Source organism: Bacillus cereus group sp. RP37, from assembly GCF_040459695.1.
Classification (GTDB): domain Bacteria; phylum Bacillota; class Bacilli; order Bacillales; family Bacillaceae_G; genus Bacillus_A.
This window is the reverse complement of sequence record NZ_JARVHP010000001.1, coordinates 3,893,506-3,915,661: the sequence shown is the minus strand read 5'-3', so window position 1 is coordinate 3,915,661 and position 22,156 is coordinate 3,893,506. Positions and strand designations below refer to the sequence as shown.

Genomic DNA, 22,156 nt, shown 5'->3' with positions numbered 1-22,156 from the left:
ACGTTTTTTTGTTGAAGTATTAGTGTGAGGTGTTGTATATGGAAAATGAAATGATGGAACGAGTAGAACAATTAGAAGAAAAGGTGAAGAGGTTAGAGGGAGAACTCGCAAGAACGATGAAAGTCCAAAAAACAAGTAGCGTTCGGGTGTTCGGAGAAGGGCTATTGTTTTTAATATTTGGTGCAGTTGTATTAGGACCGATTATAGCCTTCGTAATCTCGATTCTTACTTGGTTGGCTGAAAAATAAAATAAAAATAAAAAAAGAACGCTTGTTCTACACGAACAAACGTGCTATACTCTCCTTAGATAAACAAAACGGAAATGATTTTAAGGAGAGATAAATGATGAAAATGACAGTAGACCAAAGATTTATGATGCCAGCAGATGTTGTAGAACGAGTGGAAGTATTAAGAAACAAACAAAGTAAGCGCGGCACATTATTGCAATCAGTAAATAAATTTTTCGGTTTAGATACGAAAGAAGATTGTGTTTGGTTTTACGGTTTTTATGGAGTTGCTGTAAGTATTTTACTATTTATGGTGTTCACATCAAATATTTTCGATTTTCTCTTCGCGTAAGAAATATGCTATAAGGACATTGCTACCGAATACATATATAAGGAAGTAAAGTAATCTTCTGAAGCGGGAGTTGGTAGTAATGGCGATGTTTCCTATAGAGCGTAACTATATTGGATATGGAAGTTCACGACCGGGAATTCCTCTTTCTAAAGTAAGGTTTATTGTAAGTCATGATACGGGGAATCCTGGTAGCAATGCGATAGGCAATCGGGATTATTTTAATGAGATACAACCGAAAGCCTCGGCACATACATTTATAGATGACAAAACGATATTAGAAATTATTCCTATAAATGAAGTTGCCTATCATGTTCGATATGGTGTGCCGGCCGATAATGACTTATATGGTTATGATGCCAATAAGGCTGCCATTGGAGTGGAACTTTGTTATGGCGGTGATGTTAACTTTTGGGAAGCGTATACTCGTTTTACGTGGTATCATGCGTACTTGTGTCAAAACTTCGGCTTGAATCCGAAAAAGGATATCGTATCACATAAAACACTTGATCCAGCTAGAAAGATTGATCCTGAAAATGTATTAGGGAAACAAGGTATTAGATTTCAGCAGTTTTTAGCAGATGTCTATCGGATGTACGTTTCGTTTAGATGACAAATATATGAAAAATGAATACAATATAGATAGGTGCCTACTGCTGTAAGTAGGTTTTTTCTTGTTTTTATAAATAGTGCAGAGGTAGAAGACTAGGAGTGAACAGAGTATGCAAAAAGAAGCAGTTATTATTATCGGAGGCGGTCCATGCGGATTAGCAGCGGCGATTTCGTTGCAAAAGGTAGGGGTAAATCCGTTAGTAATTGAAAAAGGAAACATTGTAAATGCGATTTATAATTATCCAACTCATCAAACATTTTTCTCTTCTAGTGAAAAATTAGAAATTGGTGAAGTAGCTTTTATTACAGAAAATCGTAAGCCAGTTCGAAATCAAGCGCTTGCGTATTATCGTGAAGTAGTAAAGCGTAAATCTGTACGTGTAAATGCTTTTGAACGAGTGGAAAAAGTTCAAAAAGATGGAGAAGTTTTTCAGGTTGAGACGACAAAGCGTGACGGAAGTAAAGAAGTATATATAGCGAAATATATTGTTGTAGCAACTGGATATTATGACAATCCGAATTATATGAATGTTCCAGGTGAGGAATTGAAGAAAGTAGCTCACTATTTTAAAGAGGGACATCCTTATTTTGATCGAGATGTAGTCGTTATAGGTGGGAAAAATTCGAGTGTAGATGCCGCACTAGAACTTGTTAAAGCTGGTGCGCGTGTAACAGTTTTATATCGCGGAAGTGAGTATTCACCAAGCATAAAGCCGTGGATTTTGCCGGAGTTTGAGGCATTAGTACGAAACGGCACAATTCAAATGCATTTCCAGGCTCATGTGAAAGAAATTACTGAACATACATTAACGTATACAGTTGATGGCGAGGCATATACAATCCAAAATGATTTTGTATTTGCGATGACTGGTTACCATCCTAATCATAGTTTCTTAACGAAAATGGGTGTTCGGATTGATGAAGAAACAGGACGTCCAATTTATGCAGAGGATACATTGGAAACGAACGCTGAAAATATTTTCATTGCAGGTGTAATTGCTGCTGGAAATAATGCAAATGAAATATTTATTGAGAACGGTCGATTTCATGGAGATGCGATTGCGCAAACCATTGCAACAAGAGAAATGTAAAAAGAAGCTGTCGAAATAAACTTCGACAGCTTCTTTTTTAATCGTGCATAAACATATTTTGGATTGTTTCATGAGAATTTGTATTCTCTAATGCAACTAATAATTTAATACGTGCTTTTTGGGCATTTAAACCGTATGTGAATACAATACCCATATCTTTTAATTGTTTGCCGCCACCTTCATATGAATATACATCTTGAACGATGCCGTTGAAACAGCGAGAAACTAATACGACAGGAATTCCTTTGTTTATTAATCGTTCTATACTAGGAAGTGTTCTTGGAGGTAAATTACCTTGCCCGAGTGCTTCAATGACAATCCCGTCTACTGGAAGGTTTTCAATTGCTGCTAACAATGTATCGTCCATACCAGCGTATGCTTTTAGAACAACTACGTTTTTAGAAATTTTATTTACTGAATATGTTTCGTGATGTACTAAAGCGTGATGGAATACAACACTGCGCTTTGTTACCATACCAATTGGTCCATACTGTGGACTCTGGAATGTTGCTACATTACTTGTATGTGTTTTCGTTACATTTGTAGCGCAATGAATTTCGTCGTTTAATACAACTAGAACACCTTTTTCTGCAGCTTCACTACAGCTAGCGACTTTTACAGCCGATAAGAAGTTATATAGACCATCAGCACCTAATTCATTACTAGAACGCATTGCGCCAGTCACAACGATCGGAATAGTTGCTTGCACTGTTAAATCTAAGAAATAGGCTGTTTCTTCTAATGTATCCGTACCATGCGTAATGACTACGCCATGAATGTTGTCTTGTTTTACTCTTTCATCAATGATGACTTGTAATTGTAACATTTCGCTCGGTGTCATATGAGGAGATGGTAGATGGAACACATCTTCAACGATTAAATCAACATCGCCTTCTAAATCAGGAATGAATTTTAAAAGAGGATTTTTTTCACCTGGTTGTACGACCCCAGTTTCTTTATCTTCCTCCATTGCAATTGTTCCACCTGTGTGTAAAACTAGGATTCTTTTCAATGCTTATACCCCTTTCAAGTAAAAAAATACATTTAGAACATAACATGTTTTGAGTAAATTCGACAATGGAAATGTATAAAAGTATGCCTCGAAAATGACAATAAAATTAACTGCTATATGTACGATGTATAAAATCATGAAACGAAATGTGTAAATATAGTATAGGAGGGAGCATTTACGTTGAAAAAGATGGAGAGAATTTTTATTCGTATATTAATAATACAATTCATTTGTCTTTGTGTTGTGCAATTGTTATTTATACATAAGTCATCAGTGAAATATTTATCTAAAATTGTTTATTATGAAGGTGTCATGGTAAAAAACAAAACAGAAATCTTACAGGTGAATAGGTAGTTTTCATTTTCTTCTAGTAAGGATTATGCTACAATAATTGAGGATTTAATGACGTGAAGCAAATGAGAAGAAGCAGGAGAATACCTGCTTTTCGTTTTGTTTTATAAGTGAAAAAATGAGGTGTTACAATGGATAAACGAATTTCAATTGCTATAGATGGTCCAGCAGCTGCTGGAAAAAGTACGGTTGCAAAAGTTGTGGCAAAGAAACTTTCTTACGTTTATATTGATACAGGCGCAATGTATCGTGCGATTACATATGCAGCCCTTGAGCAAAAAGTGGACATTGAAAATGAAGAGAAGTTAATGGAAGTTGTAAAGAATGTGAATATTGAGTTTCAACAAGGAGAAAATACACAACTTGTATTTTTAAATGGACAAGATGTTTCTGAAGTAATTCGTACACCTGAGGTGACGAATCGAGTATCTATTGTGGCGAAACATCGCCTTGTTCGTGAAGAAATGGTACGTCGTCAACAAGAGTTAGCGGAAAAAGGCGGCGTTGTAATGGATGGCCGTGATATTGGTACACATGTGTTACCAGATGCTGAAGTGAAGATCTTTATGCTTGCTTCTGTTGAAGAAAGAGCAGAAAGAAGACATTTAGAAAATACAAATAAAGGTTTCGATTCTAATTTAGAGCAGTTAAAAGAAGAAATTGCTCAGCGTGATAAATTAGATTCAGAACGCGAAGTTTCTCCTCTGAAAAAAGCTGATGATGCATTGGAATTAGATACAACTTCTTTATCAATTGAAGAAGTTGTCCAAAAAATTATGAGTATTGTTTCAGGAGTTTTTGCGAAATAAAGAAAGGGGATAACCTCTTTCTTTTTTTTTGTTTATATATAAATGTAAAGGATACGTGAATTGTGAGTCTCTTTCCTTGACAAATGATCGGATTTGTAAGAAGTTAGTAAAAGAAGGATAAAACTTTCAGAATATATTCGCTATTATATTTCAAAACATACTTTCTTCAAGATGATTTTGCTGTATACTATTTATATAGGTTTAATATATTTTCTAGTGAAATGTATGAAAACTGAGTATGTGATGATAAATTCTTAAACATGCAAATGAAAACATTTGTTTTCATTTCGTATATACATAAAAAATGCTTTGTCAATTCTGTAGGGAGGTATTTCCATGGTAGAGAAAATGAATGAAGAAGTTATGGATTCAAAAGAATTACAAGTTGGTGACGTTGTTACAGGTTCTGTAACGAAAGTTGAAGAGAAACAAGTGCTTGTAAATGTTGGATACAAAACAGATGGCGTAATTCCAATTAGTGAATTAGCTAACGTTCATATTGAAAAAGCAAGCGATGTTGTAGAATTAGATCAAATACTAGAATTAAAAATTATTAAATTAGAAGAAGATGATCTTGTCTTATCTAAGCGTGCTGTTGATGCAGAAAAAGCATGGGTAGAATTACAAGAGAAATTTACTTCTGGTCATGTATTTGATGTTACTGTAAAAGATATCGTGAATGGTGGATTAGTTGTGGACCTTGGTGTTCGTGGTTTTATCCCGGCTTCACTTGTGGAAGTACATTATGTAGAAGATTTTACTGACTATAAAGGCAAAACATTAGCCGTGAAAATTGTTGAATTAGACCGCGAAAAAAATCGTGTAATTCTTTCGCATAAAGCAGTAGTAGAATTAGAACTAGATTCTAAGAAGAAAGAAGCAATTTCTTCATTAAAAGAAGGCGACGTTGTTGAAGGAACAGTACAACGATTAACGAACTTTGGTGCTTTCGTTAACGTTGGTGGTGTGGACGGTTTAGTTCATATTTCACAAATTTCACACGAACGTGTAGAACAACCTTCTGAAGTATTAGAGCAAGGTCAAAAGGTAAAGGTAAAGGTATTATCTGTTGATGCTGATACACAGCGTATTTCTTTATCAATTAAAGCAGCTCAACCGGGCCCTTGGGAAAATGTTGCTGGCGAAGTAAAAGCTGGAGATATTCGTGAGGGAGTAGTAAAACGTCTTGTTACATTCGGTGCATTCGTTGAAATTTTACCTGGCGTTGAAGGTCTTGTGCATGTATCTCAAATTGCAAATCGTCATGTGAAAAATCCAAATGAAGTATTGGAAATGGGACAAGAAGTAAAAGTGAAAGTGCTGGAAGTCCATGTAGCAGAGAAACGTATTTCTTTAAGTATAAAAGAAGCGCTTGAGGAAAATAATGTAATTGAAGATTACAGTCAGTATGAACCAAATGCTGATTCTGCTACTTTCCAATTAAGTGATATTATTGGTGAACAACTGAAAAAATTAAAGAAATAAAGAGGGGTACAAGTGGCAAGGGCAAAACGTAAATTAGATCATATTGAATACGCTCTTTCTACAGGTCAGTCTCGTACGCATGGCTTTCATGATATTGATTTTGTGCATCAAGGATTGCCAAATTCAAGTTATGACACAATAACATGTGAAACAAAAATCGGCGAACTTTCACTAAGTTCGCCGATTTTTATCAATGCGATGACTGGTGGTGGAGGAGAGAAAACGTTACATATTAATGAGCAATTAGCATATGTAGCGAAACATCATAATCTTGCTATGGCTGTAGGTTCGCAAATGGCGGCGTTAAAAGATGAAAGTGAGGCTGCTTCTTATAAGATTATCAGAAAGGTAAACCCAAATGGTATTTTCTTTGCTAATTTAGGTAGTGAGGCAACTATCGAACAGGCAGAGCGTGCGGTTGATATGATTGAAGCAAATGCGCTACAAATTCATTTGAATGTCATACAAGAGTTAACGATGCCAGAAGGAGACCGTGACTTTACTGGTGTACTTCAGCGTATTGAGAAAATTGTTTTAAATAGTAAAGTTCCTGTCATTGTAAAAGAAGTTGGATTTGGGATGAGCAAGGAAACTGTACAGCGGTTAGTGAGTATAGGTGTAACGGCAATTGATATTGGTGGACAAGGTGGTACGAATTTTGCTGCAGTTGAAAATGAAAGAAGACAACGAATGCTTTCTTATTTTAATAACTGGGGCATACAAACAGCTACCTCGATTATTGAAGCAACCTCTACAAATAATAACCTCTCTTTTATTGCATCTGGGGGCATACAAACAGCGCTTGACGTAGCGAAGGCAATCGCATTAGGGGCGAATACAACTGCTTTTGCTGGATATTTTTTACGCATTTTAATGCAAGATGGTATCGAGAAGTTAGTGGATGAAATTGATCTGTTACATAAAGATTTGAAATTTATTATGACCGCTCTTGGGGCGAAGACGATAGAAGAGTTACAATCTGTACCTCTTGTTGTAAAGGGCGAAACGTATCATTGGTTAATGCAGCGTGGGATTGATACGGTTCATTATAGTAGAAGATAAAAAATCAACCGTTTGGTTGGTTTTTTTATTTGCTGTTCTTTTTTAGTACTATAAAGTGAGGGATGAAATTAATATTCTATCAAAATAAAAATGAAATTAAATTATTGCGATGTATAAATATTACCTTGTAAAAGTTGCGACTGGAAAATGTAGATAATGTGCTACTGGATTATTGGATAGGGGTTAATTTTGCCAAGGAAAATAAGTGGAGGGAAAAATTAATCAACGGAAGATTCGTATATAAAATATTATTTTGATATAAATAAAAATCATTAAAATAATTATGTAAAAGACGGTTTCGTACAATATCGAAACCGTCTTTTGTATTCATTAGTGCTGATTCTGCTTGCGAGCTTGCTCTGGTGTATCAAGCCCAGTAGCACCCGGATATTGTAGTGATTGATCACGGTCAGATTCAACGCGGCGTGATTCTCTTAGTTTTCGTTCTTGACGATCTTTACCCATAATGAATAGCACCTCCTTATTAAAAGTGTTGCTGTTATATGAAAAAACTATGCGCGAAGAAAGAGGATTAACTTTCATAAAAAGTTCCCATAATGGAAAACATAGGAGGTGAAATGATGGAAGGGAGTACTTTTTATTTTGTAGCTTGGATAGGGTGGATTGTCGTAACTTTTTTTATGAAAAAGGATTCTATCCGGTGGAAGATAAGCGCTTGTATATTGATTTTTATTATTTGCTCTCCGTTACATGTAACGGTTGCTTCATTCACGGTATCAGTAAATGCACTTTTACTTTCTGTTGTTGCTTTTATAGGAATCGCACTATATTCTATTTGGAAAAAATTATACAGCTTACTCTCGGCACTTATTATTGCAATGTTATATACAAGTTTTCATTTGTTAGAAGTATATGATCCAATTTGGATTGTGGTGGACAGGTTGTTTTTGTTAAGTAGTGCTCTTGTGTATGCATCGGTGTTATTACATGAGGATCGCATATTACGATTATGTTCTCTTTATATAGGAATGTTACAGGGAGAGTTGTTTGTGACACTTATTTTTCGGAAGCTACATTTTCCTTACGATTACGGTAGTTTATCTTTTTTTGATATCGTCGCCGTTTCTACATTGTTCATGGCAATTTTGTTTTGGATTGCAAAAGCATCAATATACATGGAACAGTTCAAGAGGAAAACACGTAAAAGAAAGGCGAGGGTAATACATGACTGAATATACACCGGCCATTTTATGCGGCGTAATAGCGGGGACAGTAACGAGAGTGCTAATGCTCCGGACAGATACGCGGCAATATCCAACGAGGCTCCACGGGAAAATTATTCACATTGCGATGGGATTAATTGCAGCGGCTTTAGGAGCGATTGCGATTCCGTCTATTTTGAAAAAAGATTTTTCTGCCATTACGTTTCTTACGTTAGCAGCAACACAGTTTCGTGATGTGCGAAATATGGAAAGAAATACACTTCAACAATTAGATGGATATGAGCTCGTACCGCGTGGAAATACATACATTGAAGGAATTGCATTAGTTTTTGAAAGTCGTAACTATTTGTCGATGTTAACGTCGTTTGCAACGACGTTTGCGTATATAGGGTTCCGTTCATGGATTGCTGGAGTAATTATGGCTATAATCTCATTTTTTATCGCGAAAAAATTAATGTCTGGTAAGAGGTTACATGATCTTGTTGATATTGAGCATGTTCCACTTCGTTTTGAGGGAGCGGGGCTGTACATTGATAATATTTATATTATGAATATTGGATTGCCAGCAAGACAAGAGGAAATTATGAAATATGGGATGGGCTTTATTTTAAGGCCGAAATCAATTGATGCGATGGTGACAATCTCAAACTTAGGACAAAGGCAAGCTATTTTACATGATGTGTCTGTTGCTTTAGGGATTTATAGAGATTCTGGTACGCCGGCGCTTGTACCGTTAGCAAAGCGTGATTTAGAAGATGGTAGGGTTGGGATTTTTGTCTTGCCACAAGATCAAGATGCAGAGAAAGCGATAGGTGTCATAGGGAATGTGCCGACGTTAGAAAGTGCTGTTCATATGTCATCGGAAGCCCCGAAAGGAAGGGGAGATAAGAGATGATGTTAGAAAGTGTCATTCTTGCAGTTATTACAACGACCCCGGAGAAATTTGCTGGGGGTGCCCCTTTGTTTACTTGTGAATCGACAGAGGAATTAGAATTTGTTGCAAATAATTTAGAGGCAATTTTAGATGGTATTGCGCATCGCTTACAAGAGAATGTATATATTATTGTGAAACATTAGCAACGTGTGTTATAATGTGAGGTGTTTTGATACGTTGAGAAATATTCTGGAATGCAAATCCCTTCTTGCACAAAGAAGGGTTTTTTACATAATAAACAGATGTAAGTTGAAAGGATGAAAGTATATGCCGAAACCAGTAATAGCAATAGTAGGCCGCCCGAACGTAGGGAAATCTACTATTTTCAATAGAATTGTTGGAGAGAGAGTTTCAATCGTAGAAGATATTCCAGGTGTAACGCGCGATCGTATTTATAGCGCTGGAGATTGGTTAAATCATGAATTTAACATTATTGATACAGGTGGAATTGATATTGGAGACGAGCCATTTTTGACACAAATTCGTCAACAAGCTGAAGTAGCGATTGATGAAGCAGATGTTATCATTTTTATGACAAATGGTCGTGACGGTGTAACAGCAGCGGATGAAGAAGTTGCAAAAATTTTATATCGTTCAAATAAACCAGTTGTACTTGCAGTAAATAAAGTAGACAATCCAGAGATGCGCAGTGACATTTATGACTTCTATGCATTAGGATTTGGCGAGCCATTCCCAATTTCAGGTACACACGGATTAGGATTAGGTGATTTATTAGACGAAGCTGCACAGCATTTTCCAAAGATTGAAGAAGACGGATATGATGAAGATACAATTCGTTTCTCTTTAATTGGACGTCCAAATGTAGGGAAATCATCACTTGTAAATGCTCTTCTTGGGCAAGAGCGTGTAATTGTTAGTAATGTAGCAGGAACAACTCGTGATGCTGTCGATACACCATATAGCAAAGACGGAAAAGATTATGTAATTATCGATACAGCTGGTATGCGTAAAAAAGGGAAAGTGTATGAAAGTACAGAAAAGTATAGTGTACTTCGTGCACTAAGAGCTATTGAACGTTCTGACGTTGTTTTAGTCGTTTTAGACGGTGAAGAAGGAATTATTGAACAAGATAAAAAAATCGCTGGATATGCTCATGATTCAGGGCGAGCTGTTGTTATCGTTGTAAACAAATGGGACGCAGTGAAAAAAGATGAGAAAACAATGAAAGCATTTGAAGAAAATATCCGTGCTCACTTCCAATTTTTAGAGTATGCACCGATTGTGTTCTTATCTGCGAAAACGAGAAAACGTACACAAACGTTAATACCGGTTATCGATGAAGTAAATGAAAGCCATAGTATCCGTATTCAAACGAATGTATTAAATGATGTAATTATGGATGCGGTAGCGATGAATCCAACGCCAACGCATAACGGTAGCCGCCTGAAGATTTTCTATGCAACACAAGTTGCAGTAAAACCACCAACATTTGTTGTGTTTGTAAACGATCCAGAATTATTGCACTTCTCATATGAGCGCTTCTTAAAGAATCGTTTACGTGAATCATTTGGCTTTGTAGGGACGCCGATTCACATTATCGCTAGAGCAAGAGACTAATGGAGAGGATGTGATTTTATGACAAAAATCACAGTAGTTGGAGCAGGTAGCTGGGGAACAGCGTTAGCGATGGTATTAGCTGACAATGGACATGATGTACGTATTTGGGGAAATCGTTCTGAACTTATGGATGAGATTAATACAAAACATGAGAATAGTCGATACCTTCCAGGAATTACATTGCCAAGCACAATCGTAGCCTACTCTTCTTTAGAAGAAGCATTAGTAGATGTAAATGTAGTACTTCTTGTAGTACCAACGAAAGCGTATAGAGAAGTATTGCAAGATATGAAGAAATATATAGCGGGTCCAACTACTTGGATTCATGCAAGTAAAGGAATTGAACCTGGTACGTCAAAACGTATTTCGGAAGTGATTGAGGAAGAAATTCCAGAGAGCTTGATTAAAGATGTTGTTGTACTGTCTGGACCGAGTCATGCTGAAGAAGTTGGTTTACGTCAAGCGACAACTGTTACGTCTGCAGCGAAGCGTATGGAAGCGGCTGAGGACGTACAAGACTTGTTTATGAATAGCTACTTCCGTGTATACACAAATCCAGATATCGTTGGGGTTGAGCTTGGCGGTGCGTTAAAAAATATTATCGCATTAGCTGCTGGAATAACTGATGGACTTGGATTAGGTGATAATGCGAAAGCGGCATTAATGACACGTGGTTTAACGGAGATTGCTCGTTTAGGAAGAAAAATGGGCGGAAATCCGTTAACGTTTGCTGGTTTAACTGGTATGGGAGACTTAATTGTAACTTGTACAAGTGTTCATAGCCGCAATTGGCGCGCTGGAAATATGCTTGGAAAAGGACACTCTTTAGAAGAAGTGTTAGAAAGTATGGGTATGGTTGTAGAAGGTGTAAGAACAACGAAAGCTGCTCATGAATTAGCAGAGAAAATGGAAGTTGAAATGCCGATTACAGCTGCTTTATATGACGTACTGTTCAATGGGAATAACGTAAAAGATGCGGTAGGCTCATTAATGGGACGTGTTCGAAAACATGAAGTGGAAGCTATACCTGACTTGCTTTAAAGAAAAGCGACAGAAGTACATTTGTACTTCTGTCGCTTTTTATTTTTTTGGGTCTTTTCACCATTTTTTTATTTTTTGCATAGGATGAAGAGTAACTTGAGGAGAGGGTGAAAAGAATGGATAATAACATTTTTAATAACATTGAAAAAGAAGCGAAAGTGAATAAAGAAGATATTTTTAAATTAGCATCATCTGTACAAAATGCGAATTTACGTGATGAAACTGTACTTCGTCAATTGATTCATCAAGTGGCTCTTATGGCAGGACGTGAAGTGCCGAAAGAACAAGAGGATCAAATTGTAAAAGCGATTATTAACAATAATATGCCAGCAGATTTTGGCTCGTTAAGCAAAATGTTTAAAAAATAAAATATGAGAAACAAAGAGTTTGTAGATTGCATATGATAGCCATGAAAGTATGGGAATAGAGCTGTTTTGGGCATATTTGGTCAACCGAAGCGAGGGATACACTCGCTTCGGTTTTTATTTTTATATACATTAATGGAAAATGTGGAAATCCTGTTGATTAAAGTTACATATTCGCAAATTCGTAGTAAAATGTTCTTTTTTATTTGTTTAAAGATTTTAATTTGTTAAAATAGTATAAAAATAGATTAATAAAAAGGGGTGTGTATATGTCGGAAGGGCTTATAAAAATGTGGTTTGCTTTAGGTGCAATTGGATTTATGTTTTTTGCAGTAAGTTTTATTTTACTAAGCAGATATAAAATAAAGAATAAATTTTTGAAAGGGATTACAGCATTAGTAGCCTACACCCTTATGATTGTGTCAGGAATTGTTATTTTTCTTGTTGTATTTAGTGGACCTGTACAGCAGTAAAGGGAATGGACTCGAAAATGTAACATACGGAGCAAGTTATATTAGTATGAAAAAGGTGATTGCTAGTGAAAAAAGTACATATTATTTTAATATTTTGTTGTATGAGCTTTTTAACAGGATGTCTGTACCCGAAAGAAAATATGAAGCAAAATGCGGTTCCTTATGAAGATCAGCTGCAGGTTGTTCAAAAAGCTGTTGTGACATTTAAGGAGCAAAATGATGGGATATTGCCAATTAAGACGCGGGATATGAGTACACCTATTTATCAAAAGTATCCAATTGATTTTCAAAAGATTGCTCCGCGTTACATACAAGAAGCGCCAGGGAATGCGTATGAAAGTGGAGGGGTATATCAATACGTATTAATAGACGTTGAAACAAACCCGACAGTAAAGTTAATTGATGTTAGGATGGCTGAACAAATTCAGGAATTATCATTAAAGCTTAGGATGTATCGGGATGAACATCAATATCCGCCTTTTAAAAAGGTAATTTCAGATGGTGTGTATGAATTAGATTTCAAAAAACTAGGATATAAAGAGGTACCACAAGTGACAAGTCCGTATTCTGGTAAAGGACTTCCTTTTGTAATCAATGAAAAGGGAGAAATTTATGTTGATTATAGAATCGACTTATATGAAGCGTTGAAAAAAAATGAAGGGCAATTTAAGGAGGGGGAAGATATTCGGAATATACTTTCGAAAGACTCTCCATTTGTACCTGCGTATTCTTTACCGTATACGGTAAAGAATGGAGAACCAATTTTTTTAAAATCATAAGTCATGAACCTTTCTTTTAGTGAATAAGTTCTAGAAGAAAGGTTTTTTATGTTACACAACTTACGATGCAAACAAAAGATATTTTTTAATAGTCATATGAAATTGGACAAAATTATATGATATATTGTCCGAACTTCTAGAATACCATTATATTATATCAGATATTATAGGCAACGTTAGAGAAGGTATTAGTTGACTATAAATGTGGAATTATTCCCAAAAATATTGAGGGAGGGAATCACTTGGAAAAGGTAGATATTTTTAAAGATATTGCGGAACGCACAGGCGGTGATATTTATTTTGGAGTTGTAGGAGCTGTTCGAACAGGGAAATCAACATTCATTAAAAAATTTATGGAACTTGTAGTTATTCCTAATATTGAGAATGAGTCTGACCGTCAAAGGGCGCAGGATGAACTGCCTCAAAGTGCTGCTGGTCGTACAATCATGACGACGGAACCGAAGTTTGTTCCAAACCAAGCGGTTTCTATCGAAGTAGATGAAGGCCTTGAAGTGAATATTCGATTGGTAGATTGCGTCGGATATACGGTTCCAGGAGCAAAAGGTTATGAAGATGAGAATGGCCCGCGCATGATTAATACTCCTTGGTATGAAGAGCCTATTCCATTCCATGAAGCTGCAGAAATCGGAACACGTAAAGTAATTCAAGAACATTCAACAATTGGTGTTGTCATTACAACAGATGGAACGATTGGTGAAATTCCAAGAAGAGATTATATAGAGGCAGAAGAACGCGTAGTAAATGAGTTAAAAGAAGTCGGAAAACCTTTCATTATGATCATCAACACTGTACAGCCGTATCATCCAGATACAGAGCAATTGCGCCAAAGTTTATCTGAAGAATATGATATCCCAGTCATTGCGATGAGTGTAGAAAGTTTAAGGGAAACAGATGTGTACAATGTGCTGCGAGAGGCGTTATTTGAGTTCCCGGTTTTAGAAGTGAATGTTAACCTTCCGAGCTGGGTAATGGTGTTAAATGAAGGGCATTGGTTACGCCGAAGTTATCAAGAAGCTGTTCAAGAGACTGTGAAGGATATAAAACGTCTTCGTGATGTGGACCGCGTCGTTTGGCAGTTTAGTCAGTATGAATTTATTGATCGAGCGAGCCTAGCTGGCATTGACATGGGGCAAGGCGTAGCAGAGATTGATTTATATGCACCAGATGAATTGTACGATCAGATTTTAAAAGAAGTAGTAGGAGTAGAAATTCGAGGGAAAGATCATTTATTGAAGCTTATGCTCGATTTATCTCATGCGAAAATAGAATATGATCAAGTGGCGGATGCCCTACGTATGGTAAAGCAAACAGGATATGGTGTAGCGGCGCCTGCGTTAGCTGACATGAGCTTAGATGAGCCAGAAATTATTCGTCACGGTTCAAGGTTTGGTGTGAAATTAAAAGCTGTAGCTCCATCTATTCATATGATTAAAGTAGATGTGGAGTCAACGTTTGAGCCAATCATTGGTACTGAAAAGCAAAGTGAAGAACTAGTTCGTTATTTAATGCAAGATTTTGAAGATGACCCATTATCAATTTGGAATTCTGATATATTCGGACGTTCGCTTAGCTCTATTGTGCGAGAAGGCATTCAAGCGAAACTATCTTTAATGCCAGAAAATGCGAGATATAAATTAAAAGAAACACTAGAAAGAATTATTAATGAAGGATCTGGCGGATTAATTGCGATTATATTATAAGAAAAAAATCCCTCTCATCGTAGAGGGATTTTTTTGATTTTTGCTTATGAAATAGAAAAATAAACAGTCATTATCTAATATATTGTTGTAAATTGTCAAGTTTCATCAGATTTTCACATTTTAAGAGTAACAATTTCCTTAAAAATATTGAATTATAAAGGAGAATCGTATAATATAGGCGTTGATAATGATTTATCTACATCTTTGTAGTATAGAATTTGCAAAAATTGCCTACAAATGAAAGTAAGACTCATTTTATGATCATTATACAGTCTTATCTTTGGGAGGAGGTGAATGGCATGAACAAGACAGATTTAATCAATGCTGTTGCAGAAGCAAGTTCCCTTTCTAAAAAGGACGCAACAAAAGCAGTAGACGCTGTTTTTGATTCTATCTTAGAAGCTTTAAAACAAGGTGATAAAGTACAACTGATCGGATTCGGTAACTTCGAAGTTCGTGAGCGTGCGGCTCGTAAAGGTCGTAACCCACAAACAGGTGAGGAGATTGAAATCGCTGCAAGTAAAGTACCTGCATTCAAACCTGGTAAAGCGTTAAAAGATGCGGTTAAATAATCCTTACATATTAACAGGGAAGAAGAGTTTCCTTTTGGGGAACTCTTCTTTTTGCTTTTAAAAACATAAATATGCTAGAATGTGTTCGTATCACTTTTAGGTTTTCGGGAGGGCTAGCGGATGGCAAAAGTTAATTTAGAACAAATTGAACATGCAGTACGCCTTATTTTAGAGGCAATCGGAGATGACCCAAATCGTGAGGGAGTACTTGATACACCAAAGCGTGTTGCAAAAATGTACGCAGAAGTGTTCTCGGGTATGCATGAAGATCCGAAAGAACATTTGCATAAAGTGTTCGGAGAAGATCACGAGGAGCTTGTACTAGTAAAAGATATACCGTTTTATTCGATGTGTGAGCATCATTTAGTTCCATTCTATGGAGTTGCTCACGTTGCATATATTCCGCAAGGCGGAAAAGTGACAGGGTTAAGTAAATTAGCTCGTACTGTAGATACAATTGCACGTCGTCCACAACTGCAAGAACGTATTACATCAACAGTAGCGAACTCTATTATGGAAGTACTAGAGCCGCATGGTGTAATGGTAGTAGTAGAAGCAGAACATATGTGTATGACGATGCGCGGTGTGAAAAAGCCAGGTGCGAAAACAGTAACAACAGCAGTGCGTGGTGTGCTAGAAAATGATGCTGCAGCACGTAGTGAAATTTTATCTTTTATTAAAACGAAGTAAAGAAAAGTGGGAAACTGCTTTTCTTTTTTTTTTATGTAAATAAATGATATAGTTTTAGCAAGGCAGAGTGAGAATAGAAAGACTACTAAAAAGAATGGAAGATGTTATTTAGTTCGATGGAAGTTTGGAAAGAGTAGCCAAGTTTTGGTTATAGAAAATAGTATGTATGTGTTATAATAAGTTTTATGAATTAGAAAACAAGGGTGATTTTTGTGTGTGACATCTACGGAGGGTATGCGGGTATAAGAGAGAAATTGATGGAGAAATTACGCCATCCTTATTTTATAAACTATATTGAAGAACCATTTATTGATGAAGAAAAAATAGCATTGTTATATGGTGCTTTAAAAGGTGCAAATTTACATATAGAACAAATTGAGCATTATGTAGTAACGATTATGCTTGTGCAAATTGCACTTGATACACATGAAAGAGTATCAAATAAAGCAGGGGCAGAAGCAAATGAATCGCATAAACGTCGCCAGTTAACAGTACTTGCAGGCGATTACTATAGCGGGTTATATTATTACTTATTGTCTATGAATCGTGATATTGTTTTAATTCGTGCGCTTGCTGAAGGAATTAAAGAAATTAATGAACACAAAATAATGTTATATCAAAAAGCGCATAAAACGATGGATGACATAATGGAAAGTGTAGTAACGATTGAGTCTGCACTCTTGCAAAAAACATGTGATCATTTTCATTTATCGCATTGGAAGCCATTTATAACGTATGTATTAGGGGAAAATCGTCTCCAAAAAGAATGTGAACTGTATGCTAATAAACAACATTCACCTGTTTTTCAAGCAGTTCAATCGATTTTGAGGGATAAAGCGGATGCAGAACCAGTTATTAATGGATGGATGATGGAATTGAGAAAGAAAGAAAATCAATTTTTAGAAAACCACACAGACATAAGCGACATAAACTCTGTGTTAAGAGATAAATCGAAGACATAAGCAATTTTACATTGGAAGAAGGTACGAGCATGCAACAATCAAAAGAAGAAAGAGTACATGATGTATTTGAGAAAATCTCTGATAAATACGATGTGATGAATTCTGTAATTAGTTTTCAAAGACATAAAGCGTGGCGTAAAGAGACGATGCGCATTATGGATGTAAAACCAGGTAACAAGGCTCTTGATGTATGCTGCGGGACAGCGGACTGGACAATTGCGCTAGCTGGAGCGGTAGGTGAACAGGGCAAGGTTGTTGGTTTAGACTTCAGTGAAAATATGTTATCTGTCGGTAAGCAAAAGGTAGAGGCGTTACAATTAAAACAAGTAGAACTTCTACACGGGAATGCAATGGAACTTCCATTTGAAGATAACACATTTGATTATGTAACGATTGGATTTGGTTTACGTAACGTACCGGATTATCTGCACGTATTAAAAGAAATGACGCGCGTAGTAAAACCAGGTGGAAAAGTAATTTGTTTAGAAACATCTCAACCAACAATGATTGGTTTTCGACAAGGGTATATTTTATACTTTAAATATATCATGCCGTTATTTGGAAAGTTATTTGCGAAAAGTTATAAAGAATATTCATGGCTGCAAGAATCTGCTAGTACATTCCCAGGTATGAAAGAATTGGCTAATATGTTTGAAAAAGCTGGACTTGAACGTATACAAGTGAAGCCGTTTACTTTTGGGGTAGCAGCGATGCATTTAGGTATGAAACCAGAATCAAAATAGAAAAAAGAAGTTTTAGGTTAAGGTGAACAATATGAAGTTACAACTTATGTACTCTTTTTTACGATCGGATATTAATGTGATAGAAAAAGAATTAAAAAAGACAGTTGCTTCTGAACAACCATTGGTAGAAGAGGCGGCATTACAACTTATTGAAGCAGGTGGGAAGCGAATTCGTCCTGTATTTGTGTTGCTTGCGGGGAAATTTGGAGATTATAAGTTAGATGCAATTAAGCATGTAGCTGTTGCGTTAGAACTTATTCATATGGCTTCTCTTGTTCACGATGATGTTATTGATGCTGCTTTTTTACGACGTGGTAGTGCGACTGTGAATGCGAAATGGGGGGACCGTATTGCGATGTATACAGGGGACTATCTATTCGCGAAGTCTCTTGAATGTATAACGAATATCGAAATTCCAGAGGCGCATCAGGCGCTATCGCATACCATTTTAGAAGTCTGTAAAGGTGAAATTGAACAAATTAAAGATAAATACAATTATGACCAAAATTTACGAACATATTTAAGAAGAATAAAGCGAAAAACAGCATTATTAATTGCTGCAAGTTGCCAACTAGGGGCGATTGCTGCTGGGGCTAATCGTGATACGGTGAATCGACTATTTTGGTATGGCTATTTCGTAGGGATGTCGTATCAAATTATTGATGATATTTTAGATTTTGTTTCAACGGAAGAGAAACTTGGAAAACCTGCTGGCGGAGATTTACTACAAGGGAATATTACGCTTCCTGCCTTATACGCTATGGAAGATCCAGTGCTTCGTAAGAAAATCACATCTGTACACGAAAATACAACAGCGGATGAAATGAAAGAAATTATTGAGGCTGTGAAAAATAGTGCAGCTATTGATAAGGCATTTGCGTTTAGTGAACGTTATTTACATAAAGCATTAGAAATCATAAAACCACTCCCACGTGGACAAGCAAAGTATGCATTACAAAATGTAGCAAAGTATATTGGGAAACGAAAATTTTAGTGTTTTTTCTAAAAAATAAAATAATCTCTCTATTTCAAAACTATTGCACAATTGTGATAAGGGTGTTAATATGTGTGTGGGGATATACAATTACATACATAATTCAGAAGTGGAGAGATTTTTTATGGAAAAAACATTTCTAATGGTAAAACCAGACGGTGTACAACGTGCATTCATTGGGGAAATCGTAGCTCGTTTTGAGAAAAAGGGCTTTCAATTAGTTGGTGCAAAATTAATGCAAGTCACTCCGGAAATTGCTGGACAACACTATGCTGAGCACACAGAGAAACCTTTCTTTGGTGAATTAGTAGACTTTATTACATCTGGCCCTGTATTTGCAATGGTATGGCAAGGTGAAGGTGTAGTAGATACAGCTCGTAACATGATGGGTAAAACAAGACCACATGAAGCAGCTCCTGGAACAATTCGTGGAGATTTCGGTGTAACTGTTGCGAAAAACATTATCCATGGTTCTGATTCGTTAGAAAGTGCAGAGCGCGAGATTGCTATTTTCTTTAAGGAAGAAGAATTAGTTGACTACTCAAAATTAATGAATGAATGGATTTACTAATTATTTTGAAATAATTTGTAAACGCTTTAATAACTGTGATAATAGTAGAAAGTGCAAGGAGAATAGGGGTATTCTTCTTGCACTTTTTTTATTGCAATTAGTTACGAAGTTAGAGCTGTTATGATATATTGATATGTAAAGTAAAAGGCCTATCGGAGAATAAGCGAATGGCTGATGTATTATTTAATTTCTTTTATACTTTTAGAGTAATGAAAGATAATATCATTGCTTAATATAGCGGGATAAATACATATAAGAAAAGAGGAATAACGTATGCGATATATTACAGCGGGTGAATCTCATGGTCCACAACTTACAACGATTATAGAAGGTGTTCCGGCAGGACTGCCTTTAGTAGCGGATGATATAAATGAAGAGTTAGCTAGAAGGCAAAAGGGGTATGGGCGTGGTAGGCGCATGCAAATTGAAACAGATCAAGTGCAAATTGCAAGTGGTGTTAGACATGGAGAGACATTAGGTTCTCCAATTGCACTTGTTGTTGAAAATCGTGATTTTGCACATTGGACAAAAATTATGGGCGCAGAGCCTTTGACGGAACAAGAAGAAAAAGAAATGAAAAGGAAAGTAACAAAACCAAGACCTGGACATGCTGATTTAAATGGTGCGATTAAATATGGACATAGAGATATGAGAAATGTACTGGAACGTTCTTCAGCACGCGAAACGACAGTACGTGTTGCTGCTGGTGCGGTCGCTAAAAAAGTGTTAGCAGAACTTGGTATTACAGTGGCGGGCCATGTAATTGAAATTGGCGGTGTTGAGGCTAAGGAAATTACGTATCGTTCAATTGAAGAATTAAAAAGTATTACAGAAGCATCACCTGTACGTTGCTTAGATGAAGAAGCTGGTAGCCAAATGATGAAAGCAATTGATGATGCGAAAGCAAATGGTGATTCAATCGGTGGAATCGTTGAAGTGATTGTGGAAGGAATGCCAATTGGGGTCGGTAGCTTTGTGCATTATGATCGAAAACTGGATGCAAAATTAGCATCCGCAATTATGAGCATTAATGCCTTTAAAGGTGTCGAGATTGGAATTGGTTTTGAAGCAGCACATAGACCGGGAAGTGAAGTTCATGATGAAATTCTGTGGAATGAGGAGCATGGATATACACGAAGAACAAATAATGCAGGTGGATTAGAAGGCGGTATGACGACTGGCATGCCAATTGTTGTGCGCGGTGTGATGAAACCGATACCTACACTATATAAACCTCTTCAAAGTGTAGATATTGATACGAAAGAGCCTTTTACAGCGAGCATTGAACGTTCAGATAGTTGTGCAGTGCCAGCAGCTAGTGTCGTTGCAGAAGCGGTTGTGGCTTGGGAATTAGCGACAGCTTTAATAGAACAATTCGGATTAGATCGTATGGACCTTATTCGTGAAAATATTGAGAAACATAATGAATATGCGAGGGGATTTTAATGGGAAACATACATATTCAAACAAAATCAAAAGAATATGATGTACATGTAGGAAAAGAATCGTTGTCACATTTGACAACAATCGTTCAAAACATGCGGCCATTTGTATCAAACATCATGATCATTTCAGATGAGGCTGTTGCATCTTTACATTTACAGACAGTTGTAGATGCATTGCAAATAGAGCAAAAAGTATTTTCATTCGTTGTACCGAGTGGCGAAAAAGAGAAGTCTTTTGAAAATTTCTATGCGGCTCATACGTCAGCTCTTGAAAATAAATTAGATAGAAATTCTTTAATTATTGCACTTGGAGGCGGGATGATTGGGGATTTAGCTGGTTTTGTTGCTGCGTCGTTTATGCGTGGAATTCGCTTTGTTCAAGTTCCGACGACTTTATTAGCTCATGATAGCGCAGTAGGCGGGAAAGTAGCGATCAATCATCCGTTAGGTAAAAATATGATAGGTGCATTCCATCAACCAGAAGCAGTTGTATATCATACGCCATTTTTACAGTCTCTTCCTGAAAAAGAGTGGCGTTCAGGTTATGCAGAAGTGATAAAACATGCTCTTATTGGTGATGTAGAGCTGTATCATTGGTTAAAAGAAGAAGTGCAAACATTAACGGATCTTCGTGATGAGAAGTTAATTCATATATTAACGAAGGCGATTCCTGTAAAGGCAAATATTGTATCGCAAGATGAAACAGAAAAAGGTGTACGTGCCCATTTGAACTTTGGACATACGTTAGGCCATGCTCTTGAAAAAGAACTAGGGTATGGAAATATTACTCACGGTGACGGAGTAGCGGTTGGAATGTTATTTGCTATATTCTTAAGTGAGCAAGTGTACAAGGTTGATCTTTCTTATGAAGAGATGAAGCAGTGGTTCTTAAAGTACGGCTATCCAAAAATGCCAAGTGATTTGAATGTAGTGCGTCTCGTTCAATTGATGAAACAAGATAAGAAAGCGAATGCTGGGACAATTCATATGGTGCTAATGCAGGAATATGGGGTAGTGAATGTCGTATCTATTCCAGATGAGACTGTTCATATTGCGTTAGAGGCATTTCAAAAGGATATGGTTTAAGAAGTGCGAAGTGCTTGTTT

Annotated in this window: 27 protein-coding genes; 25 read left to right on the top strand and 2 right to left on the bottom strand. The window is 36.5% G+C overall.

Annotation, left to right across the window (positions count from 1 at the left end; genetic code table 11):
* Positions 1-38 precede the first annotated feature (38 nt).
* The 4 genes from QCI44_RS20635 to QCI44_RS20620 all read left to right on the top strand — a co-directional run bounded on the left by QCI44_RS20635 (position 39) and on the right by QCI44_RS20620 (position 2,279).
* Positions 39-248, top strand: coding sequence for a hypothetical protein (locus QCI44_RS20635; RefSeq protein ID WP_016134005.1), 210 nt, complete (start codon positions 39-41; stop codon positions 246-248).
* Positions 249-342: 94 nt separating this feature from the next.
* Positions 343-579: a DUF3961 domain-containing protein gene (locus QCI44_RS20630; RefSeq protein ID WP_001983018.1), complete on the top strand. Its 237-nt coding sequence runs from the start codon at positions 343-345 to the stop codon at positions 577-579.
* Between the two features lie 79 nt (positions 580-658).
* Complete coding sequence (locus QCI44_RS20625) at positions 659-1,189, top strand: peptidoglycan recognition protein family protein (RefSeq protein WP_016088653.1); 531 nt, start codon at positions 659-661, stop codon at positions 1,187-1,189.
* Positions 1,190-1,298: 109 nt separating this feature from the next.
* Complete coding sequence (locus QCI44_RS20620; RefSeq protein ID WP_016088652.1) at positions 1,299-2,279, top strand: YpdA family putative bacillithiol disulfide reductase; 981 nt, start codon at positions 1,299-1,301, stop codon at positions 2,277-2,279.
* A 37-nt stretch (positions 2,280-2,316) separates the two neighbouring features.
* Here the strand turns inward: QCI44_RS20620 and ansA are convergent, their stop codons facing one another.
* Positions 2,317-3,291, bottom strand: a complete 975-nt coding sequence (gene ansA / locus QCI44_RS20615) for an asparaginase (RefSeq protein ID WP_098986193.1) — start codon at positions 3,289-3,291, stop codon at positions 2,317-2,319.
* Positions 3,292-3,471: 180 nt separating this feature from the next.
* On the opposite strand from ansA, the gene QCI44_RS20610 reads away from it, so the two are divergent.
* The 4 genes from QCI44_RS20610 to QCI44_RS20595 all read left to right on the top strand — a co-directional run bounded on the left by QCI44_RS20610 (position 3,472) and on the right by QCI44_RS20595 (position 6,998).
* Positions 3,472-3,645 carry a YpfB family protein gene (locus QCI44_RS20610; protein ID WP_080118036.1) on the top strand — a complete coding sequence of 58 codons (174 nt, stop codon included), beginning with the start codon at positions 3,472-3,474 and terminating at the stop codon, positions 3,643-3,645.
* Between the two features lie 128 nt (positions 3,646-3,773).
* On the top strand, positions 3,774-4,451 hold the full coding sequence (gene cmk / locus QCI44_RS20605) for a (d)CMP kinase (protein WP_016088650.1): 678 nt from the start codon (positions 3,774-3,776) through the stop codon (positions 4,449-4,451).
* A gap of 336 nt (positions 4,452-4,787) precedes the next feature.
* Positions 4,788-5,936 (top strand): 30S ribosomal protein S1, encoded by a 1,149-nt coding sequence (gene rpsA / locus QCI44_RS20600; protein ID WP_016134007.1) that lies wholly within the window; start codon positions 4,788-4,790, stop codon positions 5,934-5,936.
* 12 nt (positions 5,937-5,948) lie between these two features.
* Positions 5,949-6,998, top strand: coding sequence for a type 2 isopentenyl-diphosphate Delta-isomerase (locus tag QCI44_RS20595; protein WP_016134008.1), 1,050 nt, complete (start codon positions 5,949-5,951; stop codon positions 6,996-6,998).
* Positions 6,999-7,328: 330 nt separating this feature from the next.
* Here the strand turns inward: QCI44_RS20595 and QCI44_RS20590 are convergent, their stop codons facing one another.
* On the bottom strand, positions 7,329-7,463 hold the full coding sequence (locus tag QCI44_RS20590) for a YpzI family protein (RefSeq protein ID WP_000513900.1): 135 nt from the start codon (positions 7,461-7,463) through the stop codon (positions 7,329-7,331).
* Positions 7,464-7,579: 116 nt separating this feature from the next.
* Between QCI44_RS20590 and QCI44_RS20585 the strand changes: the two genes are divergently transcribed.
* The 17 genes from QCI44_RS20585 (at position 7,580) to aroB (ending at position 22,136) form a co-directional block, all read left to right on the top strand.
* On the top strand, positions 7,580-8,191 hold the full coding sequence (locus QCI44_RS20585; protein ID WP_016088647.1) for a YphA family membrane protein: 612 nt from the start codon (positions 7,580-7,582) through the stop codon (positions 8,189-8,191).
* Positions 8,184-9,077 (top strand): YIEGIA family protein, encoded by an 894-nt coding sequence (locus tag QCI44_RS20580; protein WP_016088646.1) that lies wholly within the window; start codon positions 8,184-8,186, stop codon positions 9,075-9,077. Before QCI44_RS20585 ends, QCI44_RS20580 begins: the two co-directional genes overlap by 8 nt.
* Entirely contained in the window at positions 9,074-9,259 is a 186-nt protein-coding gene (locus tag QCI44_RS20575; protein ID WP_000979054.1) for a capping complex subunit for YIEGIA, read from the top strand. The genes QCI44_RS20580 and QCI44_RS20575 overlap by 4 nt, the downstream gene beginning before the upstream one ends.
* Positions 9,260-9,383: 124 nt before the next feature.
* A complete protein-coding gene (gene der, locus QCI44_RS20570; RefSeq protein WP_001125891.1) occupies positions 9,384-10,694 on the top strand; it encodes a ribosome biogenesis GTPase Der in 1,311 nt (436 codons plus the stop codon).
* An 18-nt stretch (positions 10,695-10,712) separates the two neighbouring features.
* The gene (locus QCI44_RS20565; protein WP_016088645.1) at positions 10,713-11,735 is read left to right on the top strand and encodes an NAD(P)H-dependent glycerol-3-phosphate dehydrogenase; all 1,023 of its coding nucleotides are present in this window, start codon (positions 10,713-10,715) and stop codon (positions 11,733-11,735) included.
* 116 nt (positions 11,736-11,851) lie between these two features.
* Positions 11,852-12,103 carry a stage VI sporulation protein F gene (locus QCI44_RS20560; RefSeq protein ID WP_000369753.1) on the top strand — a complete coding sequence of 84 codons (252 nt, stop codon included), beginning with the start codon at positions 11,852-11,854 and terminating at the stop codon, positions 12,101-12,103.
* A gap of 266 nt (positions 12,104-12,369) precedes the next feature.
* Positions 12,370-12,573, top strand: a complete 204-nt coding sequence (locus QCI44_RS20555; RefSeq protein ID WP_001288995.1) for a DUF2768 domain-containing protein — start codon at positions 12,370-12,372, stop codon at positions 12,571-12,573.
* 65 nt (positions 12,574-12,638) lie between these two features.
* Complete coding sequence (locus QCI44_RS20550; RefSeq protein ID WP_016088644.1) at positions 12,639-13,352, top strand: hypothetical protein; 714 nt, start codon at positions 12,639-12,641, stop codon at positions 13,350-13,352.
* A 242-nt stretch (positions 13,353-13,594) separates the two neighbouring features.
* On the top strand, positions 13,595-15,073 hold the full coding sequence (spoIVA, locus tag QCI44_RS20545) for a stage IV sporulation protein A (RefSeq protein ID WP_016082263.1): 1,479 nt from the start codon (positions 13,595-13,597) through the stop codon (positions 15,071-15,073).
* Positions 15,074-15,372: 299 nt separating this feature from the next.
* Complete coding sequence (locus tag QCI44_RS20540; RefSeq protein WP_001043860.1) at positions 15,373-15,645, top strand: HU family DNA-binding protein; 273 nt, start codon at positions 15,373-15,375, stop codon at positions 15,643-15,645.
* Positions 15,646-15,765: 120 nt separating this feature from the next.
* Complete coding sequence (folE, locus tag QCI44_RS20535; protein WP_001151482.1) at positions 15,766-16,335, top strand: GTP cyclohydrolase I FolE; 570 nt, start codon at positions 15,766-15,768, stop codon at positions 16,333-16,335.
* A gap of 212 nt (positions 16,336-16,547) precedes the next feature.
* The gene (locus QCI44_RS20530) at positions 16,548-17,297 is read left to right on the top strand and encodes a heptaprenyl diphosphate synthase component 1 (protein WP_016088643.1); all 750 of its coding nucleotides are present in this window, start codon (positions 16,548-16,550) and stop codon (positions 17,295-17,297) included.
* A 29-nt stretch (positions 17,298-17,326) separates the two neighbouring features.
* A complete protein-coding gene (menG, locus tag QCI44_RS20525) occupies positions 17,327-18,040 on the top strand; it encodes a 2-heptaprenyl-1,4-naphthoquinone methyltransferase (protein ID WP_016088642.1) in 714 nt (237 codons plus the stop codon).
* A 31-nt stretch (positions 18,041-18,071) separates the two neighbouring features.
* On the top strand, positions 18,072-19,034 hold the full coding sequence (gene hepT / locus QCI44_RS20520; RefSeq protein ID WP_016088641.1) for a heptaprenyl diphosphate synthase component II: 963 nt from the start codon (positions 18,072-18,074) through the stop codon (positions 19,032-19,034).
* Between the two features lie 124 nt (positions 19,035-19,158).
* Positions 19,159-19,605, top strand: a complete 447-nt coding sequence (ndk, locus tag QCI44_RS20515) for a nucleoside-diphosphate kinase (RefSeq protein ID WP_000415885.1) — start codon at positions 19,159-19,161, stop codon at positions 19,603-19,605.
* A gap of 273 nt (positions 19,606-19,878) precedes the next feature.
* Complete coding sequence (aroC, locus tag QCI44_RS20510) at positions 19,879-21,051, top strand: chorismate synthase (protein WP_098986195.1); 1,173 nt, start codon at positions 19,879-19,881, stop codon at positions 21,049-21,051.
* Entirely contained in the window at positions 21,051-22,136 is a 1,086-nt protein-coding gene (gene aroB / locus QCI44_RS20505; protein ID WP_098986197.1) for a 3-dehydroquinate synthase, read from the top strand. The genes aroC and aroB overlap by 1 nt, the downstream gene beginning before the upstream one ends.
* Positions 22,137-22,156: the final 20 nt, after the last annotated feature.

Excerpts from the sequence above, each read along its gene's own strand:
- QCI44_RS20635 (WP_016134005.1), top strand. The coding sequence starts at position 39 with ATGGAAAATGAAATGATGGAACGAGTAGAACAATTAGAAGAAAAGGTG.
- QCI44_RS20630 (WP_001983018.1), top strand. The coding sequence starts at position 343 with ATGATGAAAATGACAGTAGACCAAAGATTTATGATGCCAGCAGATGTT.
- QCI44_RS20625 (WP_016088653.1), top strand. The coding sequence starts at position 659 with ATGGCGATGTTTCCTATAGAGCGTAACTATATTGGATATGGAAGTTCA.
- QCI44_RS20620 (WP_016088652.1), top strand. The coding sequence starts at position 1,299 with ATGCAAAAAGAAGCAGTTATTATTATCGGAGGCGGTCCATGCGGATTA.
- cmk (WP_016088650.1), top strand. The coding sequence starts at position 3,774 with ATGGATAAACGAATTTCAATTGCTATAGATGGTCCAGCAGCTGCTGGA.
- rpsA (WP_016134007.1), top strand. The coding sequence starts at position 4,788 with ATGGTAGAGAAAATGAATGAAGAAGTTATGGATTCAAAAGAATTACAA.
- QCI44_RS20590 (WP_000513900.1), bottom strand. The coding sequence starts at position 7,463 with ATGGGTAAAGATCGTCAAGAACGAAAACTAAGAGAATCACGCCGCGTT.
- QCI44_RS20585 (WP_016088647.1), top strand. The coding sequence starts at position 7,580 with ATGGAAGGGAGTACTTTTTATTTTGTAGCTTGGATAGGGTGGATTGTC.
- QCI44_RS20580 (WP_016088646.1), top strand. The coding sequence starts at position 8,184 with ATGACTGAATATACACCGGCCATTTTATGCGGCGTAATAGCGGGGACA.
- QCI44_RS20575 (WP_000979054.1), top strand. The coding sequence starts at position 9,074 with ATGATGTTAGAAAGTGTCATTCTTGCAGTTATTACAACGACCCCGGAG.
- der (WP_001125891.1), top strand. The coding sequence starts at position 9,384 with ATGCCGAAACCAGTAATAGCAATAGTAGGCCGCCCGAACGTAGGGAAA.
- QCI44_RS20565 (WP_016088645.1), top strand. The coding sequence starts at position 10,713 with ATGACAAAAATCACAGTAGTTGGAGCAGGTAGCTGGGGAACAGCGTTA.
- QCI44_RS20560 (WP_000369753.1), top strand. The coding sequence starts at position 11,852 with ATGGATAATAACATTTTTAATAACATTGAAAAAGAAGCGAAAGTGAAT.
- QCI44_RS20555 (WP_001288995.1), top strand. The coding sequence starts at position 12,370 with ATGTCGGAAGGGCTTATAAAAATGTGGTTTGCTTTAGGTGCAATTGGA.
- QCI44_RS20540 (WP_001043860.1), top strand. The coding sequence starts at position 15,373 with ATGAACAAGACAGATTTAATCAATGCTGTTGCAGAAGCAAGTTCCCTT.
- folE (WP_001151482.1), top strand. The coding sequence starts at position 15,766 with ATGGCAAAAGTTAATTTAGAACAAATTGAACATGCAGTACGCCTTATT.
- menG (WP_016088642.1), top strand. The coding sequence starts at position 17,327 with ATGCAACAATCAAAAGAAGAAAGAGTACATGATGTATTTGAGAAAATC.
- hepT (WP_016088641.1), top strand. The coding sequence starts at position 18,072 with ATGAAGTTACAACTTATGTACTCTTTTTTACGATCGGATATTAATGTG.
- ndk (WP_000415885.1), top strand. The coding sequence starts at position 19,159 with ATGGAAAAAACATTTCTAATGGTAAAACCAGACGGTGTACAACGTGCA.
- aroC (WP_098986195.1), top strand. The coding sequence starts at position 19,879 with ATGCGATATATTACAGCGGGTGAATCTCATGGTCCACAACTTACAACG.
- aroB (WP_098986197.1), top strand. The coding sequence starts at position 21,051 with ATGGGAAACATACATATTCAAACAAAATCAAAAGAATATGATGTACAT.